The following is a 21,081-nucleotide window of genomic DNA, read 5'->3' on the forward strand; positions in this document are numbered from 1 at the left end:
CCAGCCGGGCGCCGATCCCCTCTAGTCTACGGACTCGGTAGTAGGCACGAGTACGGCCATCGCTTCGAGGTGGTGAGTTCCGGGGAAAGCGTCGAAACCGCGCCAGCCCAGCACCCGGTATCCGCCGGCGGCGTAGCGCCGCAGATCTCGGGCGAAGGCAGCCGCATCGCAGCCCACGTGCACCACGGCCTGCGGTGCCGCCGCGGTCACCGCGTCGACCACCGCGTCGCCGGCCCCGCTGCGCGGCGGATCGGCGATCACCACGTCCGGGCGGTGCAGTCCGGGCAGCACGGCGGCGACGTCGCCGCGGTGCGCGGTCACCGGCTCCCCGCCCAGGGTGGCAGCAGCGGCGGCGAGCGCCGCGGGTGCGGTCTCGACCAGCTCCACCCCGGCGATCGCCGGTCCGCCGGCGCCGGCGCCGTCGAGCAGCGCCGCGCCGAGCACCCCGGCGCCGCCGTAGAGGTCCCACACCCGCAGGCCGCCGCGGGGCACGCGCGGCCCGGCCGCGGCCACCAGTTCCCGCACGCTCTGGGCGTACACGCCGCCCGCCGCGCGATGCGCCTGCCAGAAGCCGGTCACCGGGAGCGTCCAGTCGCGCGCACCGACCCGGTAGGTCACCCGGCCGTCGCCGTCGAGGACCCGTTCGGCGCGGTCCGCGGCCCGGCGGCTGCGCCGGCGCTGGGCCGCCTCCCGGCCCTGGCCGCGCCCGCCCGGCAGCGGGGCCAGTTCGATCACCCCGCGACGCCCGTCATGCCCGGTCGCGGCCACCAGCTCCGAGCCCGGTCGGGCGCCGAGCCCGCCGAGTCCGGTCCACAGTCCGGGCACCGGCGCCGCGCAGGGCGGCGCCACCACCTCGCGGCTGCCGGCCCGCAGCACGCCGGCGCCGCCGTCGGCGTCCACGGCCAGGCGCATCCGGATCCGCCAGCCCACGGCGTCGCCGAGCCGCTGCAGCTCCGGCGGGGGCGGCGTCGCGGTGAGACCGCCGATGCGGCGCAGCACATCGGCCAGCGCGTGGGCTTTGAGCTGCGCGGCGTGGCCCGGTTCGGCATAGGCCAGATCGCAGCACCCGCCGCCGGCGGCCGCGGCCGGGCACAGCGGTGCGATCCGGTGCGGCGAGGCGATGAGCACCTCGGTGGTGCGGGCCTGCGCGAAGCTCGACCGCTCCCTGGTCAGCACTGCGCGCACCCGCTCCCCCGGCAGTGCGCCCGCGACGAAGACCACCCGGCCGTCGTCCTCGCGGGCCACCCCCGCCCCGCCGTTGGCGAAGCCGGTGACGGTCAGTTCGCGCTGCGGCCGGTCGCCGTCGGCGGCGCGCGCGGGCGTGGCCGTCACGGCCGATCGGTGGGGTCGAAGCCGCGACGGGTGTCGCCCGGCGCCGAGTAGAGGTGCTCCCCGCGCCGGGCCAGGCGGTCCGACGAGTCCAGCTGCCAGGGCACCGAGGTGACCATGACGCCCGGTTCGAAGAGCAGCCGGGTCTTCAGTCGCAGCGCCGACTGGTTGTGCAGGATCTGCTCCCACCAGTGCCCCACCACGTACTCGGGGATGAACACGGTGACCACCACCCGCGGCGATTCGCGGCGGATGCGCCGCACGTAGTTGATCACCGGCCGGGTCACCTCGCGGTACGGCGAGGCGATCACCTTGAGCGGCACGGTGATGTCGCTGGCGTCCCACTCGGAGACCAGGGTGCGGGTGGAGCGGTCGTCGACGTTGACGGTGACCGCCTCGAGGACGTCCGGCCGGGTGGCCCGGGCGTACCGCAACGCCCGCATGGTGGGCAGCAGCATCGACGAGACCAGCACGATCGAATGTGTCCGGCTCGGCAGCACCTCGTCGTCGTCGGCGGCGGCCCGCTCGAGCTCGGCCTCCACCGACGCGTAGTGCCGGTGAATCAGCTTCATCACCACGAACAGGGCGATCATCGCGACGACGGCGATCCAGGCGCCGGCGGTGAACTTGGTGATCAGCACCACCACCAGGACCAGGCCGGTGAGCACCATGCCGATGCCGTTGATCGCCCGGGAGCGCTGCATGCGGGCGCGCGCGGCCGGATCGGTCTCGGTGCGCAGCAGCCGGGTCCAGTGCCGCACCATGCCGGTCTGGCTGAGGGTGAAGGAGACGAAAACACCGACGATGTAGAGCTGGATCAACGAGGTGACCTCGCCGTCGAAGGCCAGCACGAAGGCGATGGCGGCCAGCGCCAGGAAGACGATCCCGTTGGAGAAGGCCAGCCGGTCGCCGCGGGTGTGCAGCTGCCGCGGCAGATAGCGGTCCTGGGCGAGCACCGAGCCGAGGACCGGGAAGCCGTTGAAGGCGGTGTTGGCGGCCAGCAACAGGATCAGGGCCGTAACCACCGCGATGAAGTAGAAGCCGGCGTGGAAGTTCCCGAAGACCGCATCGGCGATCTGGGTGATGACCGACTTCTGCTGGTAGCCGTCGGGGATGCCGATCAGCTCGGAGGACGGATCCATCACGTACTTGGCGTGCAACCGCTCGGCCAGCAGCACGATCCCCATCAGCAGGGCGATGGAGAAGCCGCCGAGCATGAGCAGCGTGGTCGCGGCGTTGCGGGACTTGGGCTTCCGGAAGGCCGGCACCCCGTTGCTGATCGCCTCCACGCCGGTGAGCGCGGCACAGCCGGACGAGAACGACCGGGCCACCAGGAAGACCATGGCCAGCCCGGAGAGTGTGTCGGTCTCCGAGGTGAGCGTGTAGTCGGCGGTGTCGGCCCGCAGGTCGGTCCCGAACAGGTAGATCTGCACGAAGCCCCAGATCAGCATGGCGGCCACTCCGACGATGAAGGCATACGTCGGCAGCGCCATCAGCACTCCCGACTCGCGGATGCCGCGCAGATTGACCGCGGCGATCAGCACGATGCCCACCACGCAGAAGATCACCTTGTGCTGGTGCACGAAGGGCACCGCCGAGCCGATGTTCTCGGCCGCGGAGCTGACCGAGACGGCCACCGTCAGTACGTAATCGACGAGCAGCGCCGCCGCCACGGTCAGGCCGGCGTTGGGTCCGAGGTTGACCGTGGCGACCTCGTAGTCACCGCCGCCGGACGGGTACGCGTGCACGTTCTGCCGGTAGCTGGCGACCACCACCACCATGACCACGGCGACGGCCAGGCCCACCCACGGCGCCATCGCATAGGCGCTCAGCCCCGCCACCGACAGGACCAGGAAGATCTCCTGCGGGGCATAGGCCACGGAGCTCATCGCATCCGAGGCGAAGACGGGCAGCGCGATGCGCTTGCTCAGCAGGGTGCTGCCGAGCTGCTCGCTGCGGAACGGTCGTCCGACGAGCAGGCGTTTCATCGCCACCCTGGCCGTGGTCAATCTAGGCACCCCGCCACATTAGGCCCGGTGCGGGGTAACGTCCATCGGGTGCACGCAATCATCATGGGCTGCGGCCGTGTGGGCGCCGGTCTGGCCCGCGCGATGGCCGAACGCGGTCACCGGGTCGTGGTCATCGACCGGGACTCCTCCGCCTTCGCCCGGCTCGGCCCCGACTTCCCCGGCCGCACCGTCTGCGGCGTCGGATTCGACCGCGACGTGCTGATCGAGGCGGGGATCGCCGAGGCGGACGCCTTCGCCGCGGTCTCCTCCGGTGACAACTCCAACATCATCTCGGCACGCCTGGCCCGGGAGACCTTCGGCGTGGAACTGGTGGTGGCCCGGATCTACGACGCCAAACGCGCCGCCGTCTACGAGCGACTCGGCATCCCGACGGTGGCCACCGTGCCGTGGACCACCGAGCGCTTCATCGCCGCGCTCGGCGAGACGCCGAGCCGGCCCGCCTGGCACGATCCGTCCGGTGCGCTCGCCCTGGCACAGCTCGCCGTCGACGAGAACTGGATCGGGGTCAGCTGCGCCAAGTTCCAGGAGCTGACCGGCGCCCGCATCGCATTCCTGCATCGGCTCGGCCAGCCCGTGCTGCCCGAGCCGCGCAGCGTGCTCCAGGCCGGTGACGTCGTCTACGCGGCGACCCTGGTGGCCAATCTCGACAATGCACGCCGGGTCGCGGCCACACCGCCCACCGAAGGAGAAGGCTGATGAAGGTGGCCATCGCCGGGGCCGGGGCGGTCGGCCGGGCCATCGCCCGCGAGCTCACCGCCGGCAACCACGAGGTGACGCTGTTCGAGCGCGATCCCGGACACATCGACGAATCGGCGGTGCCGGGAGTGCAGTGGGTCCACGCCGACGCCTGCGAGCTCCAGGACCTCGAGCAGGCCGGACTGCAGACCTTCGACGTGATGATCGCCGCGACCGGCGACGACAAGGCCAATCTGGTGGTGAGCCTGCTGGCCACCACCGAGTTCGCGGTGAGCCGGGTGGTCGCCCGGGTCAACGACCCGCGCAACGAATGGCTGTTCAACGAGGACTGGGGCGTGGACGTGGCGGTGTCCACGCCGCGCATACTGGCCTCGCTGGTCGAGGAGGCGGTCAGCGTCGGCGACCTGGTGCGCCTGATGACCTTCCGTCAGGGCCAGGCGAATCTGGTGGAGCTGACCCTGCCCGACGACACCCCGATGGCCGGCAAGCCGGTGCGCCGGCTGCAGCTGCCCCGGGACGTGGCCCTGGTGACCATCATCCGCGGCCGCCGGGTGATCGTGCCCCAGCCCGACGACCCGATCGAGGGCGGCGACGAGCTCATCTTCATCGCCCCCGAAGAAGCCGAGACCGAACTCCACGAGGCGATGCACCTGCGGGAGTGATCCCACAGGCGGGTCAAAATCCCTGCCTGACAAGGACTTTCGACCCGTGAGACGTTGACCACTTTAATAGGTATATTTCATGCCGATTATGTTGAGATCGACTCATGCAGCTGACCAAGTTCACCGACATCGGGTTGCGGGTGCTCATGCACCTGGCGGCCGGTGATCCAGCGGCCAGCTACACCGCACGCGGCCTCGCCGAGGAGCTCGGCGTCCCCTACGCGCATGTGGCCAAGGTGGTCAGCCGGCTCTCCGAGATCGGCGTGGTGCACGCCCGCCGCGGCCGCAGCGGTGGCCTGCGCATCACCGACCTGGGCCGCAACGCCGGCGTCGGCTGGGTCACCCGCGCCCTCGAGGGCGACGATCCGGTGATCGACTGCGACGGGCCCACCCCGTGCACACTGCGCCGTGGCTGCCGGCTGCGCGGAGCCCTGGCCACCGCACGCGAGGCCTTCTACGCCAGTCTCGACACCCTCACCGTCGCCGACCTGTCCGGGGCCGACGGCCTGCCCGACGGAGTGCTGCCACTCCCCCTGATCCCCCGGGCCGAGCAGGCCCGGGACGGCGCGGCCACAGGCCGTCGCCGCACGCCTTCACAGCCACAGCAGAACAGGAGCCGATGATGATTTCCGAGCAGACCCGAGAGGTGCTGACCGCCACCCTGCCGGCGGTCGAGGGCGCCCTCGACGACATCACGCCGCGGTTCTACGACAAGATGTTCACCAAACATCCGGAACTGCTGAACGACCTGTTCAACCGCACCAACCAGCAGATCGGCACCCAGCCGAAGGTGCTGGCCGGTTCGATCGCGGCCTTCGCCCGGCTGCAACTGCACCCGGATCCGGCCCAGCAGCGGTTCATCATCGATCGCATCGCCCACAAGCACACCTCCCTGGGCATCACCGCCGACCAGTACGCGATCGTCCACGAGCATCTCTTCGCGGCCATCGTCGAGGTCCTCGGCGCGGCGGTGACCCCGGAGGTCGCGGCCGCCTGGGACGAGCTCTACTGGGAGATGGCCAATGTGCTGATCACCAAGGAGAACGAGCTCTACAGTCAGGCCGGGGTGGCCCCGGGCGAGGTCTGGCGCTCGGTGGTGGTGGCCGAACGCCGTCAGGTGGCCCCCGACGCGGTCTCGTTCTCGCTGGCTGCGACCGACGGCGCACCGCTGCCCTCGTTCACCCCGGGCCAGTACATCTCGGTGCAGGTGCCGCTCGACGACGGTGCGCACCAGATCCGGCAGTACAGCCTGATCGGCACCACCGACGAGCCGGTCTGGCGGATCAGCGTCAAACTCGACGGTGAGGTCTCCACCTGGCTGCACGAGCGCGCCTTCGAGGGCGACACCCTGACCGTGAGCACCCCGTTCGGCGATCTGGCCCTGCCCGAGGGCGACGCCCCGCTGCTGCTGGCCTCGGCCGGTATCGGCTGCACCCCGGTGATCGGACTGCTCAGCCATCTGGTGAGCACCGGCGACCAGCGGCCCGTGCAGGTGCTGCACGCCGACCGGTCGCGGGCCCGCCAACCGCACCGCGGCGAGCTCGCCGCGCTGGTGGAGCAGCTCCCCAACGGCAGCCTGCACCAGTGGTACGAGAAGGGCGTCGACGCCGGTGACGGCGCGAGCATCGGCATGATGGACCTGGAGGAGGTGCCGGTGGCCCCGGAGACGGTGGCACTGCTCTGCGGTCCGGCCGGCTTCCTCGGCGCGATCCGCGGCGGGCTGCTCGACAAGGACGTGCCCGAGAGCCGGATCCACTACGAGACCTTCGGACCGGAGCTGCTCCGGGTGGGAGGTCGCGCCTGATGGTCTCCGCGTCGCTGTCGACGGCCGTCGCCCTGCTGTTCGTCTGGCTGGGCATGGTGGTGGCGATCTCGTTCATCGAGGCGCCGCTGAAGTTCCGCGCCCCCGGGATCACGATTCCGCTGGGACTGGGTATCGGCCGGCTGGTGTTCCGGGCGCTCAACTCGGTGGAGGTGGTCATCGCGGTGGCGCTGGCCATCACCGCGGCCGTCGGCGGCGACTGGCCGACGAGCACTCTCGTCGCCTTCCTGGTGGCCACCGCCGCACTGCTGGTTCAGGTGGTGGCGATCCGGCCGGTGCTCGCCCGGCGCTCGGATGCGGTGCTCGCCGATCCGGAGAACGTCCCGGAACAGCGAAGCCACGCACACCTGTGGTACGTGGCCTTCGATCTGATCAAGGTGGCGGCGCTGATCACCGCGGGCGTGTCACTCCTGAGCTGAGTGCAGTTCGTAGTACGGGTTGTAGATGACTTTCATTCCGTCGGCGGTGGCCACCCGGCCCCGTACGGTCACCTTGCGGCCGGGCTCGATTCCCGGGATCCGGCTCCGGCCGAGCCACTTGAGCAGGACCGTGTCGCTGCCGTCGAAGAACTCGGCGACGACGCCGCTGCCGCAGCCGCGCGAACCGGTCTGCACCGACCGCAGCTCGCCGACCATGGTGGCTTCGTCGCCGCGGGTACAGTCCTTGGCCCGCTGGGCGCCTTCACCAGCACATTCTCGCTCGACGCGATCGTCCTCGAGGACCTCGAGATCTTCGGTGAGCATCTTGCCCAGGCGCTTGATCAACCCCGTCGCCATCGTGTCCTCCGGAATACTCGAACCCCTGCGGTAGCAGAGCTTGCGATGCACACTGTACAACGCTTTTCCCGCCCGGAAATGCCCACCGTCGCAGTGATGGCCGGCACCGGTTCCGACGACGACTACCTGCGCCGTTCGTTCGGGCCCGCGGTGGCCGCGCGCGGCGGCGAACTCCGTGCCCTGCGGCCCGGGCCGGCCCTGGTCGAGACCTACCTCGCCGAGCTCGATGCGCTCGCCGCCCGTGGCGCCCCGCTGCTAGTGGGCGGGGTGTCGATCGGCGCCGTGGTGGCGCTGTCCTGGGCCCTGCGCCAGCCGCCCGGTGGACCGTGCCGCGGCGTGCTGGCGGTGCTGCCGCCCTGGTCCGGAGCCCCGGACGATTCGCCGGCGGCGATGTCGGCGCAGCTGACGGCCACCGCAATCGAGGAACAGGGCCTCGAATCCGCGATCGCGGCGATGACCGCGGGGAGCCCGGACTGGCTCGGCGCCGAACTCGGCCGGTCGTGGCGGGCGCTGGCCGACCGCGATCTGCCCGGCCAGCTGCGGCAGGCCGCCACCCTCGAAGCACCCACGCCGCAGCAGATCTCCGCACTGACCGTCCCGCTGGCCGTCGTCGCCTGTCCGGACGATCCGCTGCATCCGATCACCGTGGCCCGGCGGTGGGCGGCCGCCGCACCCCGGGCATTGCTCAGTGAGGTGGGACTTCAGGAGTGGGGCCGTCATCCCCGGCTTCTGGGGGAAGCCGCACTGACCGGCTGGTCGGCGATCTGCGATGCCGCCGAAGCAGATCCTCTGCCAGCGCCGCCACCCGCGCCCGCGCCTCGGGCGGACCGATCACCTCGAGATGATCGCTGAACTGCAGCAGGTGCCGGACTCCGTCGAGGGTCTCGTAACCGACCATGATGTGCACGGTATCCGGGTCGTCGGTCTCGGCCACCCGGATCAGCCGCCGGCCCAGAATCCGCCGGGCCAGATCGATCCGATCGGTGTCCAGCAGGGCGCTGATCGTGACGGGGTGGCTCTCCTCGAGCCGCCGGACGAGGTCCGCCGCGACCTCGGCGGGTGACGCCGGGCCGCTCAGTACACGCGCAGTGCCCAGCACCGTCCAGGCGGTGAGCCGGGCCAGCGCGAACATCCGGGGGCGGCCGCGGTGGTCGGCGATCAGGTACCACCGTCCGGACCGCGCATACAGTCCGTACGGATCGACGGTGCGCTCTGCCGCGCTGCGTTCGCCGCTGTGCCGGTAGGTGATCCTCAGCCTGCGGCCGGTCCGCAGGTCGGCGGCCAGTGCGGCGACGTCCACCGTCTCGTCGGGAACGAACCAGCCTCCGCTGTCGACGGCGACCACCTCACTGAGCGCCAGTGGCGGCGATGATCCCGCCGTCGGGGCCCGGCGCCGGGCCGCCAGCGTCCGCGCGGCTCCACGGACCGCTTCGGTGAGTCCCAGCTCGGCGGCCCTGCGGGTGTCGAGGCCGAAGATCTGCAGGACCTGCGCCTGACTCTCGGAGAGACGGCCGGCGTCGACCTGGCTTCCCGGGAGCAGCACGATGCCGCCGTACCGGCCTCGCTCGGTGAACACCGGCACCTCGGCCCTGGCCAGGGCCTGCACATCCCGCAGCACCGTCCTCCGGGAGACTCCCAGCTCACCGGCGAGTTCGTCGGCGGTGACCCGCCGCCGCGCCTGCAGCACCGCGAGCGCGGCCAGCAGCCGTTCCGCTCGCTCCACGGCGCCTCCATCGATAACAGGACATCGATTGTCACCTTATGGAGTGATCCTGATGGCGACCACCAGAACCGACGTTTCGTCGCCACCGATTCATCGCCACCGAGGAGTGCTCACCATGACCCGCCCCAACCTGTTTCTCATCGACGTCACCGACATCGACCGGTCCACCGCGTTCTATGCGGACCTGTTCGAGATGGAACCGGTGATCCGGACACCCCGGTACGTCCCCTTCGAGGTCGCACCGGGCGTGCTCTTCGCGCTGTGGACCGGGCGGTCCGACCGGCTGGCCGGCGGGGCCACCGGCGAGGTGGGGCTGATGCTTCCGGGCGGGACGGCCGCGGTGGACCGGATTCATCAGGAGTGGCTGGCGCGCGGCGTGGAGATCATCACGCCACCGCACGACGACGTCTTCGGCCGCACATTCGTCGCGGCCGACCCGGACGGCAACCTCGTGCGCGTCTCCCCCGTCGACTGAATCCCCGTCGAGTGGGCCCCGGTCGAGGGCTTCTCAGCGCCGCTTGCGGCGGCTGCGCAGCCGGGCCATCGCCGATCCCTTGGACGGAGCCGGTGCCGGTTCCTCCTCGGCGGCGTCGTCGCCGAGGAGTTCGGCATCGAGTTCGTCCTCGCTCAGCGTGTCCTCGTCCGCGGCCGGATCGGTGTCCTCGGTGAAGACGGTGGCGGCGGCGGCCTGTTCGACGGCGCCGCCGGCCACCACGTCCTCGGGTTCGGAGGCCGGCGCGGAGCGGCGGACCGGGCTCGCGGCGCCGGCGGCGGGCGCGCCGTCCTCGCCGAGCTGTTCCTGGGCGGCGGCGACCTGTTCGGCCAGCACCGGCGGCAGCACCAGCGGCAGCATGTCCCGCGGCGGGAACGGCTCGTCACCGCGGCGGACCACCGTCTCGGCGAGCACGGCCCGCGCCAGCTGTGCCAGCGACTCGGTGTCGCCCTCCGGTCCGCTGGCGACGCAGCGCACCATCCAGCGCGGCCCGTCGACGCCGATGAAGCGGTGCTCACCGCCCGGGACGGCGGCCACCACCTCGCGTCCCCAGTGACCGTCACGGATCGAGGTGGTGGCCCCCTCCGCACGCAACGACTCGGCGAGTTCCTTGACCACCTCGCGCCACAGTCCCCCGGTGCGGGGTGCGGCGAAGGCGTGCACGCCGATCCGGCCGACCGGGGTGATCAGGTAGACGGCCTCCGGCTGGTGGTCGGCGGACATCTCCACCGTCACCTGGCCGCCTTCGACCACCGGCACCAGCACGGAGCCGAGGTCGAGGTGCGAGTTCGCCAGATCCTCGGTCGGTGTGTCCAGATCGTTGATGTCGTACGGACCGGCGGTGTCGCCGATGCGCTGTCCCATGGCGTTCAGCCCTCCCCTTCCAGAATCGCGTGACCGCCGCTGGAGCCGTAGCCGCCGGCCCCGCGCACGGTCTCGTCCAGTTCACCGACCTCGATCACCTGCGGCAGTTCCACCCGCTGGACCAGCAGCTGCGCGATCCGGTCGCCGCGCGCGATGCTGATCGGTGCGGCCGGATCCAGATTGATCAGGCACACCTTGATCTCGCCACGGTAGCCGGCATCGATGGTGCCCGGCGTGTTCACGATCGACAGCCCGGCGCGGGCGGCCAGTCCGGAACGCGGATGGATCAGCCCGACGGTGCCCACCGGCAGCGCGATCGCGATACCGGTGCCGACGAGCTGACGCCGGCCGGGGGCGAGTTCGAGGTCGATGGCGGAGTATAGGTCGATCCCCGCATCCTCGGGGTGCGCCCGGACCGGCAACGGCAGGTCGGGATCGAGGCGCAACAGCTTCAGCGGCGGGTAGGCGTCGGCAATCGAGGTCACTCCCGAAGCCTACTAGGCGGGGAACTAGGCTGGTGACCGTGATGGATTCAGCTGCCGCACCCGCACCGGAGCCGGACGCTCCCGCGCGGGGCGACCGGTACACCGAACGTCTGTCCGTGCCGTGGTGGTGGTGGCCGATCGCCGCCGCCATCGTCGCGCTGCTCGGCTACGAGGCCCAGCTGGCTGCCTACCGGCAGACCTGGAGCTTCGTCTTCTACCCGGTCTTCGCCCTGATCGTGGCCTGGCTCCTGGTGTCGATGGGCCGGGTGCGGCTGCGGGTGGACGCCGACGGCACCCTGCACGCGCACACCGCGATGCTGCCGCGCGAGGTGATCGCGCGCGGCGCGGTCATCCCGAAGTCCGCGCGCAGCGCGGCGATGGGCCGCCAGCTCGATCCGGCCGCCTTCCTGGTCTACAAGTCGTGGGTCGAGACGATGGTGCTGCTGGTGCTCGACGATCCCGACGATCCGACCCCGTACTGGCTGGTGTCCACCAGGAATCCGGGCGAGCTGCTCGCCGCGCTCGGACTCGAGGACGCCGCCGCGCAGCAGGAGCCGACGCCGCCGCAGGAGTGAGGCGCCGCGCCCTCGGGACGCGGGTCGAGCGACGAAGACGACGATGGCGGACACCCGATCGGGTGGCCGCCATCGTCGGTGAAGGGGCCGGACGAAGCGGGGCGGACGGTGCCGCCGCGCGGTCAGGCGCAGTCGACGCAGATCAGCTGGCCGCCGCGCTCCTCGGCGAGCCGGTTGCGGTGGTACACGAGGAAACAGCTCGAGCAGGTGAACTCGTCGTCCTGTTTGGGCACCACACGCACCGAGAGCTCCTCGCCGGACAGATCGGCGCCCGGCAGTTCGAACGATTCCGCGGTATCGGTTTCGTCGACGTCCACGTCGCCGGACTGGGCCTCGTTCCGGCGTGCCTTCAGTTCCTCGAGCGAATCAGTGGCCAGATCCTCGTCGTTACTGCGGCGGGGGGCGTCGTAGTCGGTTGCCATTGTGTGCCTCACCTAGGGTGTCGTCGTGCTTGCGTAAAGGGCTGTGGTGCTTGCCTGATCACCTGGGAGGCAATGCTTGTGGCACATCCTCCCGATACCCGCGGGGGCTTCCCTGAACACCGCGGGCGCCCGTATTCTAGAGCAGAGATACCGGGTTCGCAAGGGACGGCACACCGGGCCGAGTGCATGGGTGATCGGCGTCTCGCGCTCTAAGGTTGGGCGCATGGTTTCCACGTTCGCCACGGGCTACCCGACCGACGAGAAGGGTCGCCGCTTCCGCCGCCGCTCCTACCGGCCCGCGATCGTGATCGTCGCCGTGCTGGCGCTGATCGCGGTGATCGTCTGGTCGGTGGCACTGACCGGTGGCGGCGACGAGGCCCGCCCGGTGGACTGCCCGATGCCCTCGCAGACCGAGGGCGCCCGTCTGCAACCGGTGCAGAAGGCCGACCAGCTCAGCGTGGCGCCGGCCGCCCTCGGCCAGTTCCAGGTCACCGTGCTCAACGCCGGCGCCGCCCGCGGCCAGGCGCGGTCGATCTCCGATGATCTGGCGAAACAGGGCTTTGCGCCCGGCGATCCGGCCTACGGCGACGACACCCTCTACGGCGAGCAGAAGCTCGACTGCGTGGCCCAGATCCGCTTCGGCCAGGCCGGCCAGAGCGCCGCGTCCTCGCTGTGGCTGGCCGTTCCGTGCGCCCAGCTGGTCAACGACGGCCGCGCCGGCACGGACGTGGAGCTCGCGCTCGGCGAGTACTGGGACGGCCTGTCCTCGAGCCAGGACGTGCAGGCCGCGCTCGAGGCGCTGCGCGCGGTGGATCCCAACAAGCCCAAGTCGACGGTCGATCCGCAGCTGATCGAGAGCGTGCACTCGATCAGCTGCTGACGCTCAGGCGTCGAGGCGTCGCAGGCCGCCGAGATCGTCGAGCACGTCGAGGAAGCGGTCGGCGATCCCCGGAGCGGCCGCGATCGTCGGATACCCCTCATCGCTGCGCGAGTCGGCCGGCGGCAACACGATCCGGGCGCCGGCCTCGGCGGCGATCAGTCCGCCCGCGGCCCAGTCCCACGGCGACAGCCCGTGTTCGATGTGCGCATCGACCGCCCCGGAGGCCACCATGCACAGATCCAGTGCGGCCGCGCCCACCCGGCGCAGATCGCGCACCTGCGGAAGCAGTCCGGCCACCAGCTCCCCCTGGGCCCGGCGCCGCCCGGGCGCATAGCCGAATCCGGTGGCGACCAGCGCCATCGACAGATCGGTGATCGGGTTCACCGACAGCCGTCGGCGGCCGTCGGGGCCGTCGCACCAGGCGCCGCCCCCGAGCGCCGCCCAGTAGGTCCGATCACGTGCCACGTCCACCACGGCCCCGGCCACCGACTCGCCGTCGACCTGGGCGGCCACCGACACCGCGTAGGCCGGGATGCCGTAGAGGAAGTTCACCGTCCCGTCGATCGGGTCGACCACCCAGCGCACCCCGGCCGGTGCCGCGGCACTGCCGCCGGCCTCCTCGCCGAGGACCGCATCGCCGGGCCGCCGCCGACCGAGCAGTTCCCGGATGAAGGTCTCGGTCTCGGTGTCGGCCACGGTCACCGGGTCGGTGGGGGTGCTCTTGGCCGCCACACTCCGCTCCGGCGGCCGGTGACCGGTCTCCGGGAAGAGTTCGGTGCGCCGGCTGCGTGCTCGCGCCGCGGCCTCCTGCGCCACCTCCCGGGCCACCTGGGCGAGGGACTGCGCGTCGACTGATCGGGTCACACCGCAAGTCTAGGACGTGACGCGGCTGTGCGGCCGACCCGCACACCGGACACCGTCGCGCCGTAAGGTTGGCACACGGGAGAGTCCCGACCGCCCTCGCTCGCCGAAGGAGCCCGCATGGCTGATGTGACCTATCTCGGAGCCGATCGCTCTCCCGTCCCCGGCGGCGGACTGGGCATGGGTATCGACATCGGCGGCTCAGGCATCAAGGGCGCGATCGTCGATCTGCGCACCGGGCAGTTCGTCGGCGAACGTCACAAACTGCTCACGCCCCAGCCGGCGACCCCGGAAGCGGTGGCGCACAGCGTCTCTCACATCGTCGAGCATTTCGGCTGGACCGGCCCGGTGGGCCTGACCGTGCCGAGCGTGGTCCGCTCCGGACGGGTGCTCTCGGCCGCCAACATCGACCCCTCGTGGATCGGCGTGCAGGCCCAGACGCTCTTCGGCCGGGCGCTGGGCGGACGGGCGGTGACGGTCCTGAACGACGCCGACGCCGCCGGTCTGGCCGAGGTGCGCTTCGGCGGGGATCCGCGGGCCGCGGACGGGCTGGTCATCCTGCTCACCTTCGGCACCGGCATCGGCTCGGCCATGCTCTACAACGGCGTGCTGATCCCGAACAGCGAACTGGGCCATCTGGAGGTGGACGGCAAGGAGGCCGAGCATCAGGCCTCGGCCCGGGTCCGCACCGACAAGGGCTGGTCCTATCCGAAGTGGTCGACCAAGGTCTCGAAGGTGCTGGCGCACTACGAGCGGATCTTCTCCCCCGACCTGTTCATCGTCGGCGGCGGAGTCAGCCGCAAGGCCGATCGGTGGGTTCCCCTGCTGCAGGTGGACACTCCGGTGGTGCCGGCGCAGCTGCGCAACACCGCCGGGATCGTCGGCGCCGCGCTGGCCGTGGACGAGGGTCTCTGACGGCCGCGGACAGCACGGCCGACGCTGCGACCGGGAACGGGAGGGATCGATGACCTGCATCGGCCCGTGCCGGTGCGCGCGAAAGGGCGGCCGATGAGATTCTCGGGGCCGGACTTTCGTTACAATGGAACGCGTCGGTCTCGCACCGAACCCTCAAGCCCGAAAAGGCACGACACTCCCGCACAGCGGCGGGCGTCAGACCAGAGCGTCTGAGGCCGCCTGGCACGGCCGGTCGTGCCGCGCATGTTCTGCCAGTGGAAAGGCTGTACGTGGCAACCACGAAGTCCCAGGATGCCGTCACCGCGGATGCGGCTGCCGACGAGGCCAAGACCCCCGCCAGGAAGGCTCCGGCCAAGAAGACCCCCGCCAAGAAGCCTGCGGCCAAGAAGACCACCGCCAAGAAGGCACCGGCCAAGAAGGCACCCGCCAAGAAGGCCGCGGCCAAGAAGACCGCCGCCAAGAAGGCACCGGCCAAGCGGGCGACCACGAAGAAGGCCACCACCAAGGCGGCCGGCGAGGATCCGGATCTCGAGAACGAGACCGAGATCGACGACGCCGACCTGAATGCGCCGGACGACCTCGAAGAGGACACCGACCTCGACCTCACCGTCGACGAGGACGCCGACGACGAGGAGTCTGCTCCCGCCAAGGGGAAGGCCAAGGCCAAGGCCGACGCCAAGGACAAGGACAAGGACAAGGACGAGAAGTCCTCCGGCGACTTCGTCTGGGACGAGGAGGAGTCCGAGGCCCTGCGGCAGGCCCGCAAGGACGCCGAGCTCACCGCCTCCGCCGACTCGGTGCGCGCGTACCTCAAGCAGATCGGCAAGGTCGCGCTGCTCAACGCCGAGGAAGAGGTGGAACTGGCCAAACGGATCGAGGCCGGCCTGTTCGCCACCGAACGCCTGCGCCGGGTGATGGAGTCCGGAGAGAAGCTCTCGGTGGCCCAGCGCCGCGACCTGAACTGGATCTCGCGTGACGGCAACCGCGCCAAGAACCACCTCCTCGAGGCCAACCTGCGTCTGGTGGTCTCACTGGCCAAGCGCTACACCGGCCGCGGCATGGCCTTCCTGGACCTGATTCAGGAGGGCAACCTGGGCCTGATCCGCGCGGTGGAGAAGTTCGACTACACCAAGGGCTACAAGTTCTCCACCTACGCGACCTGGTGGATCCGGCAGGCCATCACTCGCGCCATGGCCGACCAGGCCCGCACCATCCGTATCCCCGTCCACATGGTGGAGGTCATCAACAAGCTGGGCCGGATCCAGCGCGAGCTGCTGCAGGACCTGGGCCGCGAGCCCACTCCCGAGGAGCTCGCCAAGGAGATGGACATCACCCCGGAGAAAGTCCTCGAGATCCAGCAGTACGCCCGCGAGCCGATCTCGCTGGACCAGACGATCGGCGACGAGGGCGACAGCCAGCTCGGCGACTTCATCGAGGACTCCGAGGCCGTCGTGGCCGTGGACGCGGTGAGCTTCACCCTGCTGCAGGACCAGCTCCAGGACGTGCTCGACACGCTCTCCGAGCGCGAGGCCGGCGTGGTCCGGCTGCGCTTCGGCCTCACCGACGGACAGCCGCGCACCCTCGACGAGATCGGCCAGGTGTACGGGGTGACCCGCGAACGCATCCGGCAGATCGAGTCCAAGACCATGAGCAAGCTGCGCCACCCGAGCCGCTCGCAGGTCCTGCGCGACTACCTCGACTGAATCCGGCTCGACTGAATCCGGGTCGACCCGACCCCGACGGACACAACGGTTCCCGGGACTGAAATGCTCAGTCCCGGGAACCGTTTCCCGTCGGTGCGGTGCCCGCGTGCGCGGGCGTCCGCCGGCCGGTCAGCTCTCGTCGAGCGCACCCAGCCCGGCGGCCAGAAGCACGTTCACCGACTCGCCGGCCTCCGCGAAGCCCGCGCCCACGGTCTGCCCGTTGACGTACCGGTAGTGGATGCCTTCGACGATCCCGGCGAGCTTGAAGAACGAGAGCGCCAGGTAGAAGCCGAAGTCGTGCAGCTCCCGGCCGGAGCGCTCCTGATAGCGCGCGATGATCGCGTCCTCGGGCAGATAGCCGGGTGCGGTGGCGACGTCGATCACCATGCCGGGGGCGATCCGGGCCAGCCGGTCGTACACGCACAGCAGCGACAGATCGGTGAGCGAGTCGCCGATCGTCGACAGTTCCCAGTCCACCACGGCCGCCGGTGCGTCGTCGGCGCTGTAGAGCACGTTGTCGAGCCGGTAGTCACCGTGCACGATGCCCGGTGCCCCGTCGGCCGGCACCCGCTCGGCGAGCCGTTCGTGCAGGGTCGCCATATCCGGCAGCTCCCGGGTGTGCGCCGCATCGAACTGCTTGCGCCAGCGCCGCACCTGCCGTCCGAGATAGCCCTCCGGGCGGCCGAAGTCCGACAGCCCGACCTCCGCCGGATCCACCCGATGCAGGGCTGCGAGGGTGTCGATCAGCCGCTCGCAGATCGTTCCGGTGCGCTCGGGCCCCAGCGGGACCAGATCGGCGGCGCGCCGGTACGGCACGCCGTCGATCAGCTCCATCACATAGAACGGGGCGCCGAGCACCTCCGGATCCGCACAGTGCGCATACATCGTGGGCACCGGTACCTCGGTCCCGGCCAGCGCCGACATCATCGTGTACTCGCGCCCCATGTCGTGCGCGGTCGCGAGCAGCTCCCCCACCGGCGGACGACGCAGGATCCAGGCCCGGTCGCCGTCGTTCTCGGTGAGCCGATAGGTCAGATTCGACTTGCCGCCCGCGATCAGCTCGGCGCTCAGACCGCCTGCGGCCGCGGCGACCCGGTCGGCGAACCACGGTTCGAGGACGTCGAGATCGAGGCCCGGCTGCTGCCGGCTCGCCGCGGTCATCAGAACACCATGACCGTGACGACCTCGGCGACCAGCGCGGGCTTGGACTCGCCCTCGATCTCCACGGTCACCTTCTCCACCACCTGGTAGCCGGCCGGGGTCTGGTTGACCTCGGTCACCTCGAAGCCGCCGCGCACCCGCGAGCCCACCCGGACCGGCGAGGGGAAACGGACCTTGTTGGCCCCGTAGTTGATGCCCATCTTCGGTCCGGTGACCTGCCAGGCCTGCTTGCGCAGCAGAGGCACCAGCGACAGGGTCAGGTAGCCGTGGGCGATGGTGCCGCCGAACGGCCCCGCCGCGGCCTTCTCCTGGTCGACGTGAATCCACTGGTGGTCGCCGGTGGCGTCGGCGAACAGGTTGACCTGCTCCTGGGTCACCTCGGTCCATTCGGAGTGGCCCAGGTGCCTGCCGACCGCGTCGCGCAGTTCCTGCTCACCGTTGATCGTCGTGATGTCCGCCATGTCGCCCGCCTCAGTCCTTCGGGCCGCCGGCCACGTACAGGACCTGGCCGGAGACGAAGCCGGCGCCCTCGGAGGCGAAGAAGCTCACCGCATGGGCGATGTCGGCGGGCTCGCCGACACGCTGCACCGGGATCTCCTTGGCCGAGAAGGCCTTGAAGTCCTCGAAGGGCACGCCGAGACGCTCGGCGGTGGCGGCGGTCATGTCGGTGGCGATGAAGCCGGGGGCGATGGCGTTGGCGGTGACGCCGAACTTGCCGAGCTCGAGGGCGAGGGTCTTGGTCAGGCCCTGCATGCCGGCCTTGGCGGCCGAGTAGTTGGCCTGGCCGCGGTTGCCCAGCGCCGAGGTGCTCGACAGGTTGACGATGCGGCCCCAGCCCTCCTTCGTCTGGTACTTCTGCACCTCGCGCGACATCAGGAAGGCACCGCGCAGATGCACCGCCATGACGGTGTTCCAGTCGTCCACGCTCATCTTGAAGAGCAGGTTGTCGCGGATGACGCCGGCGTTGTTGACCAGGATGGTGGGGGCGCCGAGCTCGGCGGCGACCTTGTCGACGGCGGCGACGACCGCCGCCTCGTCGGACACGTCCGCGCCCACGCCCACGGCCTTGCCGCCGGCGGCCACGATCTCGTCGGCGACCTTCTGCGAGGCGGCCTGGTCCAGATCGATCACGGCGACGGCATGACCGTCGTCGGCCAGCCGTCGGGCCACCTGGGCGCCGATGCCGCGGGCGGCACCGGTCACGATCGCAACACGCTGAGTTGTCATTCTCTACTGTCTCCTTCTCGGGGTGTGGCGGCTGCGGCGAACACCGCGCCGCCGGGTGAATCTCGGGTCCGGTGTCGGACTCAGCGCTCGCCGGCCACCTGGTCGACGCGCTGCTGGAGTTTGTTCATGCCGGCGAGCCAGCGGTCGGTGTCCGCGGCCCGGGCCGCGTAGTACCCGGCCACCTCCGGGTGCGGCAGGATCAGGAACCGATCGCCGTCGAGTGCGGCGAGCACGTCGTCGGCCACCTGTTCGGGGGTGAGGGCGCTGTCGTGGCTCAGCACCTCCTGCAACGGCCCGGAGTTGTCGAGCATCCGGGTCTGGACGCCCTGCGGGCAGATCGCCTGCACCACGATGCCGCGGTGCCGGTAGGTGGCGCTGAGCCATTCGGCGAAGGCCACCGATCCGTGCTTGGTGACCGAGTACGCCGGTGCGCCGAGCATGGTGAGCAGTCCGGCGGCCGACGCGGTCACCACGAAGCGCCCACCGCCCGCCTCGAGCCAGCCGGGCACCAGCGCCCGTGCCGCGCGCACGTGGGCCATCACGTTGACCTCGACGGCCAGCGCCCAGTCCTGCTCGTCGGCCTGCAGCCCCTGTCCGTTGTCGACGCCGGCGTTGGCGAACCAGGCGCCGATCGGACCGTAGGCGTCGACGGCCCGCTCGATGAGCGCGGCGATACCGGCCTCGGAGGCGGCGTCACCGGCCACTGCCAGCGCCCGACCGCCGTCGGCGGTGATCCCGGCGGCCACCGCCTCGGCGCTCTCCGCGTTCAGGTCGGAGACCACCACTGCGGCGCCGCGGCCGGCCAGCGCCCGGGCCAGGGCTCCGCCGATGCCGCCGCCGGCGCCGGTCACCACCACGCAGGCACCGGCCGGATCGAATCCGGGGCCGGTCATCTAGACGCCGCCCATCAGCAGGACGCCGCCGTCGACGACCAGCGTCTGTCCGGTCATCCAGCCGGCGTCCGCGGAGAGCAGGAAGGTGACCACCGAGCCGATGTCGTCGGGCTCGCCGAGTCGCTTGAGCGGGTAGGCCGCACTGACCTCGGCCTCCCGCCCTTCGTACAGGGCGGTGGCGAAGCGGGTCTTGACCACTGCGGGGGCCACTGCGTTGATCCGGATGTCCGGGCCCAGCTCCACGGCCAGTTCCTCGGTCAGATGGATCACCGCGGCCTTGGAGACGCCGTAGAAGCCGATGCCGGGCGCCGGACGCAGGCCCGCCACCGAGGCCACATTGACGATCGCGCCGCCGTGCTCGCCGAGCCAGGCCCGGTGCGCCTTCTTCACCCAGGACAGCGAACCGACCACGTTCACGTCCAGGATCTTGCGGGCCGCCTCCTCCTCGATGTCCATCAGCGGCCCGTACACCGGATTGATGCCGGTGTTGTTGACCAGGAAGTCCAGACTGCCGAAGGTGTCGACGGCCGCCGCCACCACCTCGTCCTGGTGGTCGGCGTCGTCGGCCCGGCCGGCCACGGCGAGCGCGTGCTCCGGGCCGCCGAGCTGTTCGACCGCCGCATCGAGGGCATCTTGTTTGCGGGCGGTGATCACCACGCGGGCACCGTCGTCCACCAACCGCTGGGCGATCGCCAGACCGATGCCCCGGCTCGCACCGGTCACCACGGCGGTCTTCCCCGCGAAACGCTGTTCACTCATCGGGATGTTCGTCCTCTCCACGACGTCAATCTCTACCGACTAAGCGCTCGCTTAGCTATGCTCTACTGTGCACGGTGGACCGCCGCCGCGTCAACCACTCTGCCGAATCGACGGCGCCGACGGACCGGTACCGGGAAAGGACCAGTCGATGACCGACACTCCCGCCCCTCGCAGCGCCCGAGCGGCCCGCGACCGGTTGCTCGGCGCCGCCATCGAGGCCTTCGCCCAGCGCGGCTTCCACGGCACCACCACCCGCGATCTGGCCGCCGCGGCCGGAATGAGTCCGGCCGCCGTCTACGTGCACTACCGCACCAAGGAGGAGCTGCTCTTCGAGATCTCGCTCACCGGTCACCGCTACACCCTCGCAACGATCGAGGCGGCCGACGATCCCGGAGCCACGCCGCCGCAACGGCTGCACGCGGTGATGCACGCCTTCGCTCTCCATCACGCCGTCGACCACACCGCCGCGCTGGTGGTCAACTACGAGATGGCCGCACTCGCCGAGGAGCACCGGCAGCAGATCCGGGAGATCCGGGCGCAGATCAACGCGCTGATCCGCGGAATCGTCGACGCCGGGGTGGCCGACGGCGTGTTCCGCATCGGCGATCCGCGTACCGCCACTCTGGCGCTGGTCTCGATGGGCGTGGACATCGCCCGCTGGTACCGGCCCGGCCGCGAGCTGTCCGCCGGGCAGATCGCCGATTTCTACGCCGAGCTGGCCCTGCGTACTGTGGACAGTGCCGAGACGAACGTGGTGCGCGACACACCGTAGCCGAGCACGGGAACAAAGCAAACGCGCCGATCG

General features: G+C 70.8%; 24 protein-coding genes and 1 pseudogene. 12 read left to right on the forward strand and 13 right to left on the reverse strand.

The genetic code is table 11. The annotated features are described in order from the left end of the window. Positions 1 to 21 precede the first annotated feature (21 nt). Together ACJMNC_RS01150 and ACJMNC_RS01155 are read right to left on the reverse strand one after the other, a co-directional pair. A complete protein-coding gene (locus ACJMNC_RS01150; protein ID WP_408946118.1) occupies positions 22 to 1,332 on the reverse strand; it encodes a class I SAM-dependent RNA methyltransferase in 1,311 nt (436 codons plus the stop codon). After that, the gene (locus ACJMNC_RS01155) at positions 1,329 to 3,317 is read right to left on the reverse strand and encodes an APC family permease (RefSeq protein WP_408946119.1); all 1,989 of its coding nucleotides are present in this window, start codon (positions 3,315 to 3,317) and stop codon (positions 1,329 to 1,331) included. The genes ACJMNC_RS01150 and ACJMNC_RS01155 overlap by 4 nt, the downstream gene beginning before the upstream one ends. Before the next feature lie 69 nt (positions 3,318 to 3,386). Between ACJMNC_RS01155 and ACJMNC_RS01160 the strand changes: the two genes are divergently transcribed. From ACJMNC_RS01160 to ACJMNC_RS01180, 5 genes are all read left to right on the forward strand, one after another. Next, the gene (locus ACJMNC_RS01160) at positions 3,387 to 4,055 is read left to right on the forward strand and encodes a potassium channel family protein (protein ID WP_408946120.1); all 669 of its coding nucleotides are present in this window, start codon (positions 3,387 to 3,389) and stop codon (positions 4,053 to 4,055) included. Continuing rightward, complete coding sequence (locus ACJMNC_RS01165; RefSeq protein ID WP_408946121.1) at positions 4,055 to 4,717, forward strand: potassium channel family protein; 663 nt, start codon at positions 4,055 to 4,057, stop codon at positions 4,715 to 4,717. Before ACJMNC_RS01160 ends, ACJMNC_RS01165 begins: the two co-directional genes overlap by 1 nt. Before the next feature lie 104 nt (positions 4,718 to 4,821). Beyond that, positions 4,822 to 5,340 (forward strand): RrF2 family transcriptional regulator, encoded by a 519-nt coding sequence (locus ACJMNC_RS01170; RefSeq protein ID WP_408946122.1) that lies wholly within the window; start codon positions 4,822 to 4,824, stop codon positions 5,338 to 5,340. Then, complete coding sequence (locus tag ACJMNC_RS01175; RefSeq protein ID WP_408946449.1) at positions 5,340 to 6,521, forward strand: globin domain-containing protein; 1,182 nt, start codon at positions 5,340 to 5,342, stop codon at positions 6,519 to 6,521. Before ACJMNC_RS01170 ends, ACJMNC_RS01175 begins: the two co-directional genes overlap by 1 nt. Next, complete coding sequence (locus tag ACJMNC_RS01180) at positions 6,521 to 6,958, forward strand: hypothetical protein (RefSeq protein WP_408946123.1); 438 nt, start codon at positions 6,521 to 6,523, stop codon at positions 6,956 to 6,958. The genes ACJMNC_RS01175 and ACJMNC_RS01180 overlap by 1 nt, the downstream gene beginning before the upstream one ends. Here ACJMNC_RS01180 and ACJMNC_RS01185 read toward each other — a convergent pair. Further along, on the reverse strand, positions 6,944 to 7,315 hold the full coding sequence (locus ACJMNC_RS01185; protein ID WP_408946124.1) for an OB-fold nucleic acid binding domain-containing protein: 372 nt from the start codon (positions 7,313 to 7,315) through the stop codon (positions 6,944 to 6,946). The two genes, ACJMNC_RS01180 and ACJMNC_RS01185, sit on opposite strands and share 15 nt — an antisense overlap. Before the next feature lie 96 nt (positions 7,316 to 7,411). On the opposite strand from ACJMNC_RS01185, the gene ACJMNC_RS01190 reads away from it, so the two are divergent. Further along, on the forward strand, positions 7,412 to 8,167 hold the full coding sequence (locus tag ACJMNC_RS01190; RefSeq protein WP_408946125.1) for an alpha/beta hydrolase: 756 nt from the start codon (positions 7,412 to 7,414) through the stop codon (positions 8,165 to 8,167). Here the strand turns inward: ACJMNC_RS01190 and ACJMNC_RS01195 are convergent. Then, positions 8,154 to 9,038: pseudogene (locus tag ACJMNC_RS01195) on the reverse strand (helix-turn-helix transcriptional regulator); the annotation flags it as partial. The gene ACJMNC_RS01190 and the pseudogene ACJMNC_RS01195 overlap by 14 nt on opposite strands. A gap of 115 nt (positions 9,039 to 9,153) precedes the next feature. Between ACJMNC_RS01195 and ACJMNC_RS01200 the strand changes: the two are divergent. Further along, on the forward strand, positions 9,154 to 9,513 hold the full coding sequence (locus ACJMNC_RS01200; protein ID WP_408946126.1) for a VOC family protein: 360 nt from the start codon (positions 9,154 to 9,156) through the stop codon (positions 9,511 to 9,513). Positions 9,514 to 9,546: 33 nt separating this feature from the next. Here the strand turns inward: ACJMNC_RS01200 and ACJMNC_RS01205 are convergent, their stop codons facing one another. Together ACJMNC_RS01205 and dut are read right to left on the reverse strand one after the other, a co-directional pair. Further along, a complete protein-coding gene (locus tag ACJMNC_RS01205) occupies positions 9,547 to 10,395 on the reverse strand; it encodes a DUF3710 domain-containing protein (RefSeq protein WP_408946127.1) in 849 nt (282 codons plus the stop codon). 5 nt (positions 10,396 to 10,400) lie between these two features. Then, a complete protein-coding gene (dut, locus tag ACJMNC_RS01210; RefSeq protein ID WP_408946128.1) occupies positions 10,401 to 10,880 on the reverse strand; it encodes a dUTP diphosphatase in 480 nt (159 codons plus the stop codon). A 41-nt stretch (positions 10,881 to 10,921) separates the two neighbouring features. Between dut and ACJMNC_RS01215 the strand changes: the two genes are divergently transcribed. Next, positions 10,922 to 11,455: a DUF3093 domain-containing protein gene (locus ACJMNC_RS01215; RefSeq protein WP_408946450.1), complete on the forward strand. Its 534-nt coding sequence runs from the start codon at positions 10,922 to 10,924 to the stop codon at positions 11,453 to 11,455. Positions 11,456 to 11,577: 122 nt separating this feature from the next. Here the strand turns inward: ACJMNC_RS01215 and ACJMNC_RS01220 are convergent, their stop codons facing one another. Continuing rightward, complete coding sequence (locus ACJMNC_RS01220) at positions 11,578 to 11,877, reverse strand: DUF4193 domain-containing protein (RefSeq protein WP_408946129.1); 300 nt, start codon at positions 11,875 to 11,877, stop codon at positions 11,578 to 11,580. 223 nt (positions 11,878 to 12,100) lie between these two features. On the opposite strand from ACJMNC_RS01220, the gene cei reads away from it, so the two are divergent. Then, positions 12,101 to 12,757: an envelope integrity protein Cei gene (gene cei / locus ACJMNC_RS01225; protein WP_408946130.1), complete on the forward strand. Its 657-nt coding sequence runs from the start codon at positions 12,101 to 12,103 to the stop codon at positions 12,755 to 12,757. 3 nt (positions 12,758 to 12,760) lie between these two features. Here cei and ACJMNC_RS01230 read toward each other — a convergent pair whose 3' ends face one another. Further along, complete coding sequence (locus tag ACJMNC_RS01230) at positions 12,761 to 13,621, reverse strand: inositol monophosphatase family protein (RefSeq protein WP_408946131.1); 861 nt, start codon at positions 13,619 to 13,621, stop codon at positions 12,761 to 12,763. Positions 13,622 to 13,738: 117 nt separating this feature from the next. On the opposite strand from ACJMNC_RS01230, the gene ppgK reads away from it, so the two are divergent. Together ppgK and ACJMNC_RS01240 are read left to right on the forward strand one after the other, a co-directional pair. Then, positions 13,739 to 14,533, forward strand: a complete 795-nt coding sequence (gene ppgK / locus ACJMNC_RS01235; RefSeq protein ID WP_408946132.1) for a polyphosphate--glucose phosphotransferase — start codon at positions 13,739 to 13,741, stop codon at positions 14,531 to 14,533. A 254-nt stretch (positions 14,534 to 14,787) separates the two neighbouring features. Beyond that, the gene (locus ACJMNC_RS01240) at positions 14,788 to 16,236 is read left to right on the forward strand and encodes an RNA polymerase sigma factor (protein ID WP_408946133.1); all 1,449 of its coding nucleotides are present in this window, start codon (positions 14,788 to 14,790) and stop codon (positions 16,234 to 16,236) included. 129 nt (positions 16,237 to 16,365) lie between these two features. Here ACJMNC_RS01240 and ACJMNC_RS01245 read toward each other — a convergent pair whose 3' ends face one another. The 5 genes from ACJMNC_RS01245 to ACJMNC_RS01265 all read right to left on the reverse strand — a co-directional run bounded on the left by ACJMNC_RS01245 (position 16,366) and on the right by ACJMNC_RS01265 (position 20,276). Beyond that, complete coding sequence (locus ACJMNC_RS01245; protein WP_408946134.1) at positions 16,366 to 17,397, reverse strand: phosphotransferase family protein; 1,032 nt, start codon at positions 17,395 to 17,397, stop codon at positions 16,366 to 16,368. Beyond that, a complete protein-coding gene (locus tag ACJMNC_RS01250; protein ID WP_408946135.1) occupies positions 17,397 to 17,858 on the reverse strand; it encodes a MaoC family dehydratase in 462 nt (153 codons plus the stop codon). Before ACJMNC_RS01250 ends, ACJMNC_RS01245 begins: the two co-directional genes overlap by 1 nt. 10 nt (positions 17,859 to 17,868) lie before the next feature. Next, positions 17,869 to 18,624 carry a 3-oxoacyl-ACP reductase FabG gene (gene fabG / locus ACJMNC_RS01255; protein WP_408946136.1) on the reverse strand — a complete coding sequence of 252 codons (756 nt, stop codon included), beginning with the start codon at positions 18,622 to 18,624 and terminating at the stop codon, positions 17,869 to 17,871. 80 nt (positions 18,625 to 18,704) lie between these two features. After that, the gene (locus ACJMNC_RS01260; protein WP_408946137.1) at positions 18,705 to 19,517 is read right to left on the reverse strand and encodes an SDR family oxidoreductase; all 813 of its coding nucleotides are present in this window, start codon (positions 19,515 to 19,517) and stop codon (positions 18,705 to 18,707) included. Beyond that, on the reverse strand, positions 19,518 to 20,276 hold the full coding sequence (locus tag ACJMNC_RS01265; RefSeq protein WP_408946138.1) for an SDR family oxidoreductase: 759 nt from the start codon (positions 20,274 to 20,276) through the stop codon (positions 19,518 to 19,520). It lies immediately after the preceding gene. 148 nt (positions 20,277 to 20,424) lie between these two features. Here ACJMNC_RS01265 and ACJMNC_RS01270 point away from each other — a divergent pair, with 148 nt between their 5' ends. Continuing rightward, positions 20,425 to 21,048: a TetR/AcrR family transcriptional regulator gene (locus ACJMNC_RS01270; protein WP_408946139.1), complete on the forward strand. Its 624-nt coding sequence runs from the start codon at positions 20,425 to 20,427 to the stop codon at positions 21,046 to 21,048. Positions 21,049 to 21,081: the final 33 nt, after the last annotated feature.

It is taken from the genome of Gordonia sp. VNK21 (assembly GCF_046098115.1).
Classification (GTDB): domain Bacteria; phylum Actinomycetota; class Actinomycetes; order Mycobacteriales; family Mycobacteriaceae; genus Gordonia.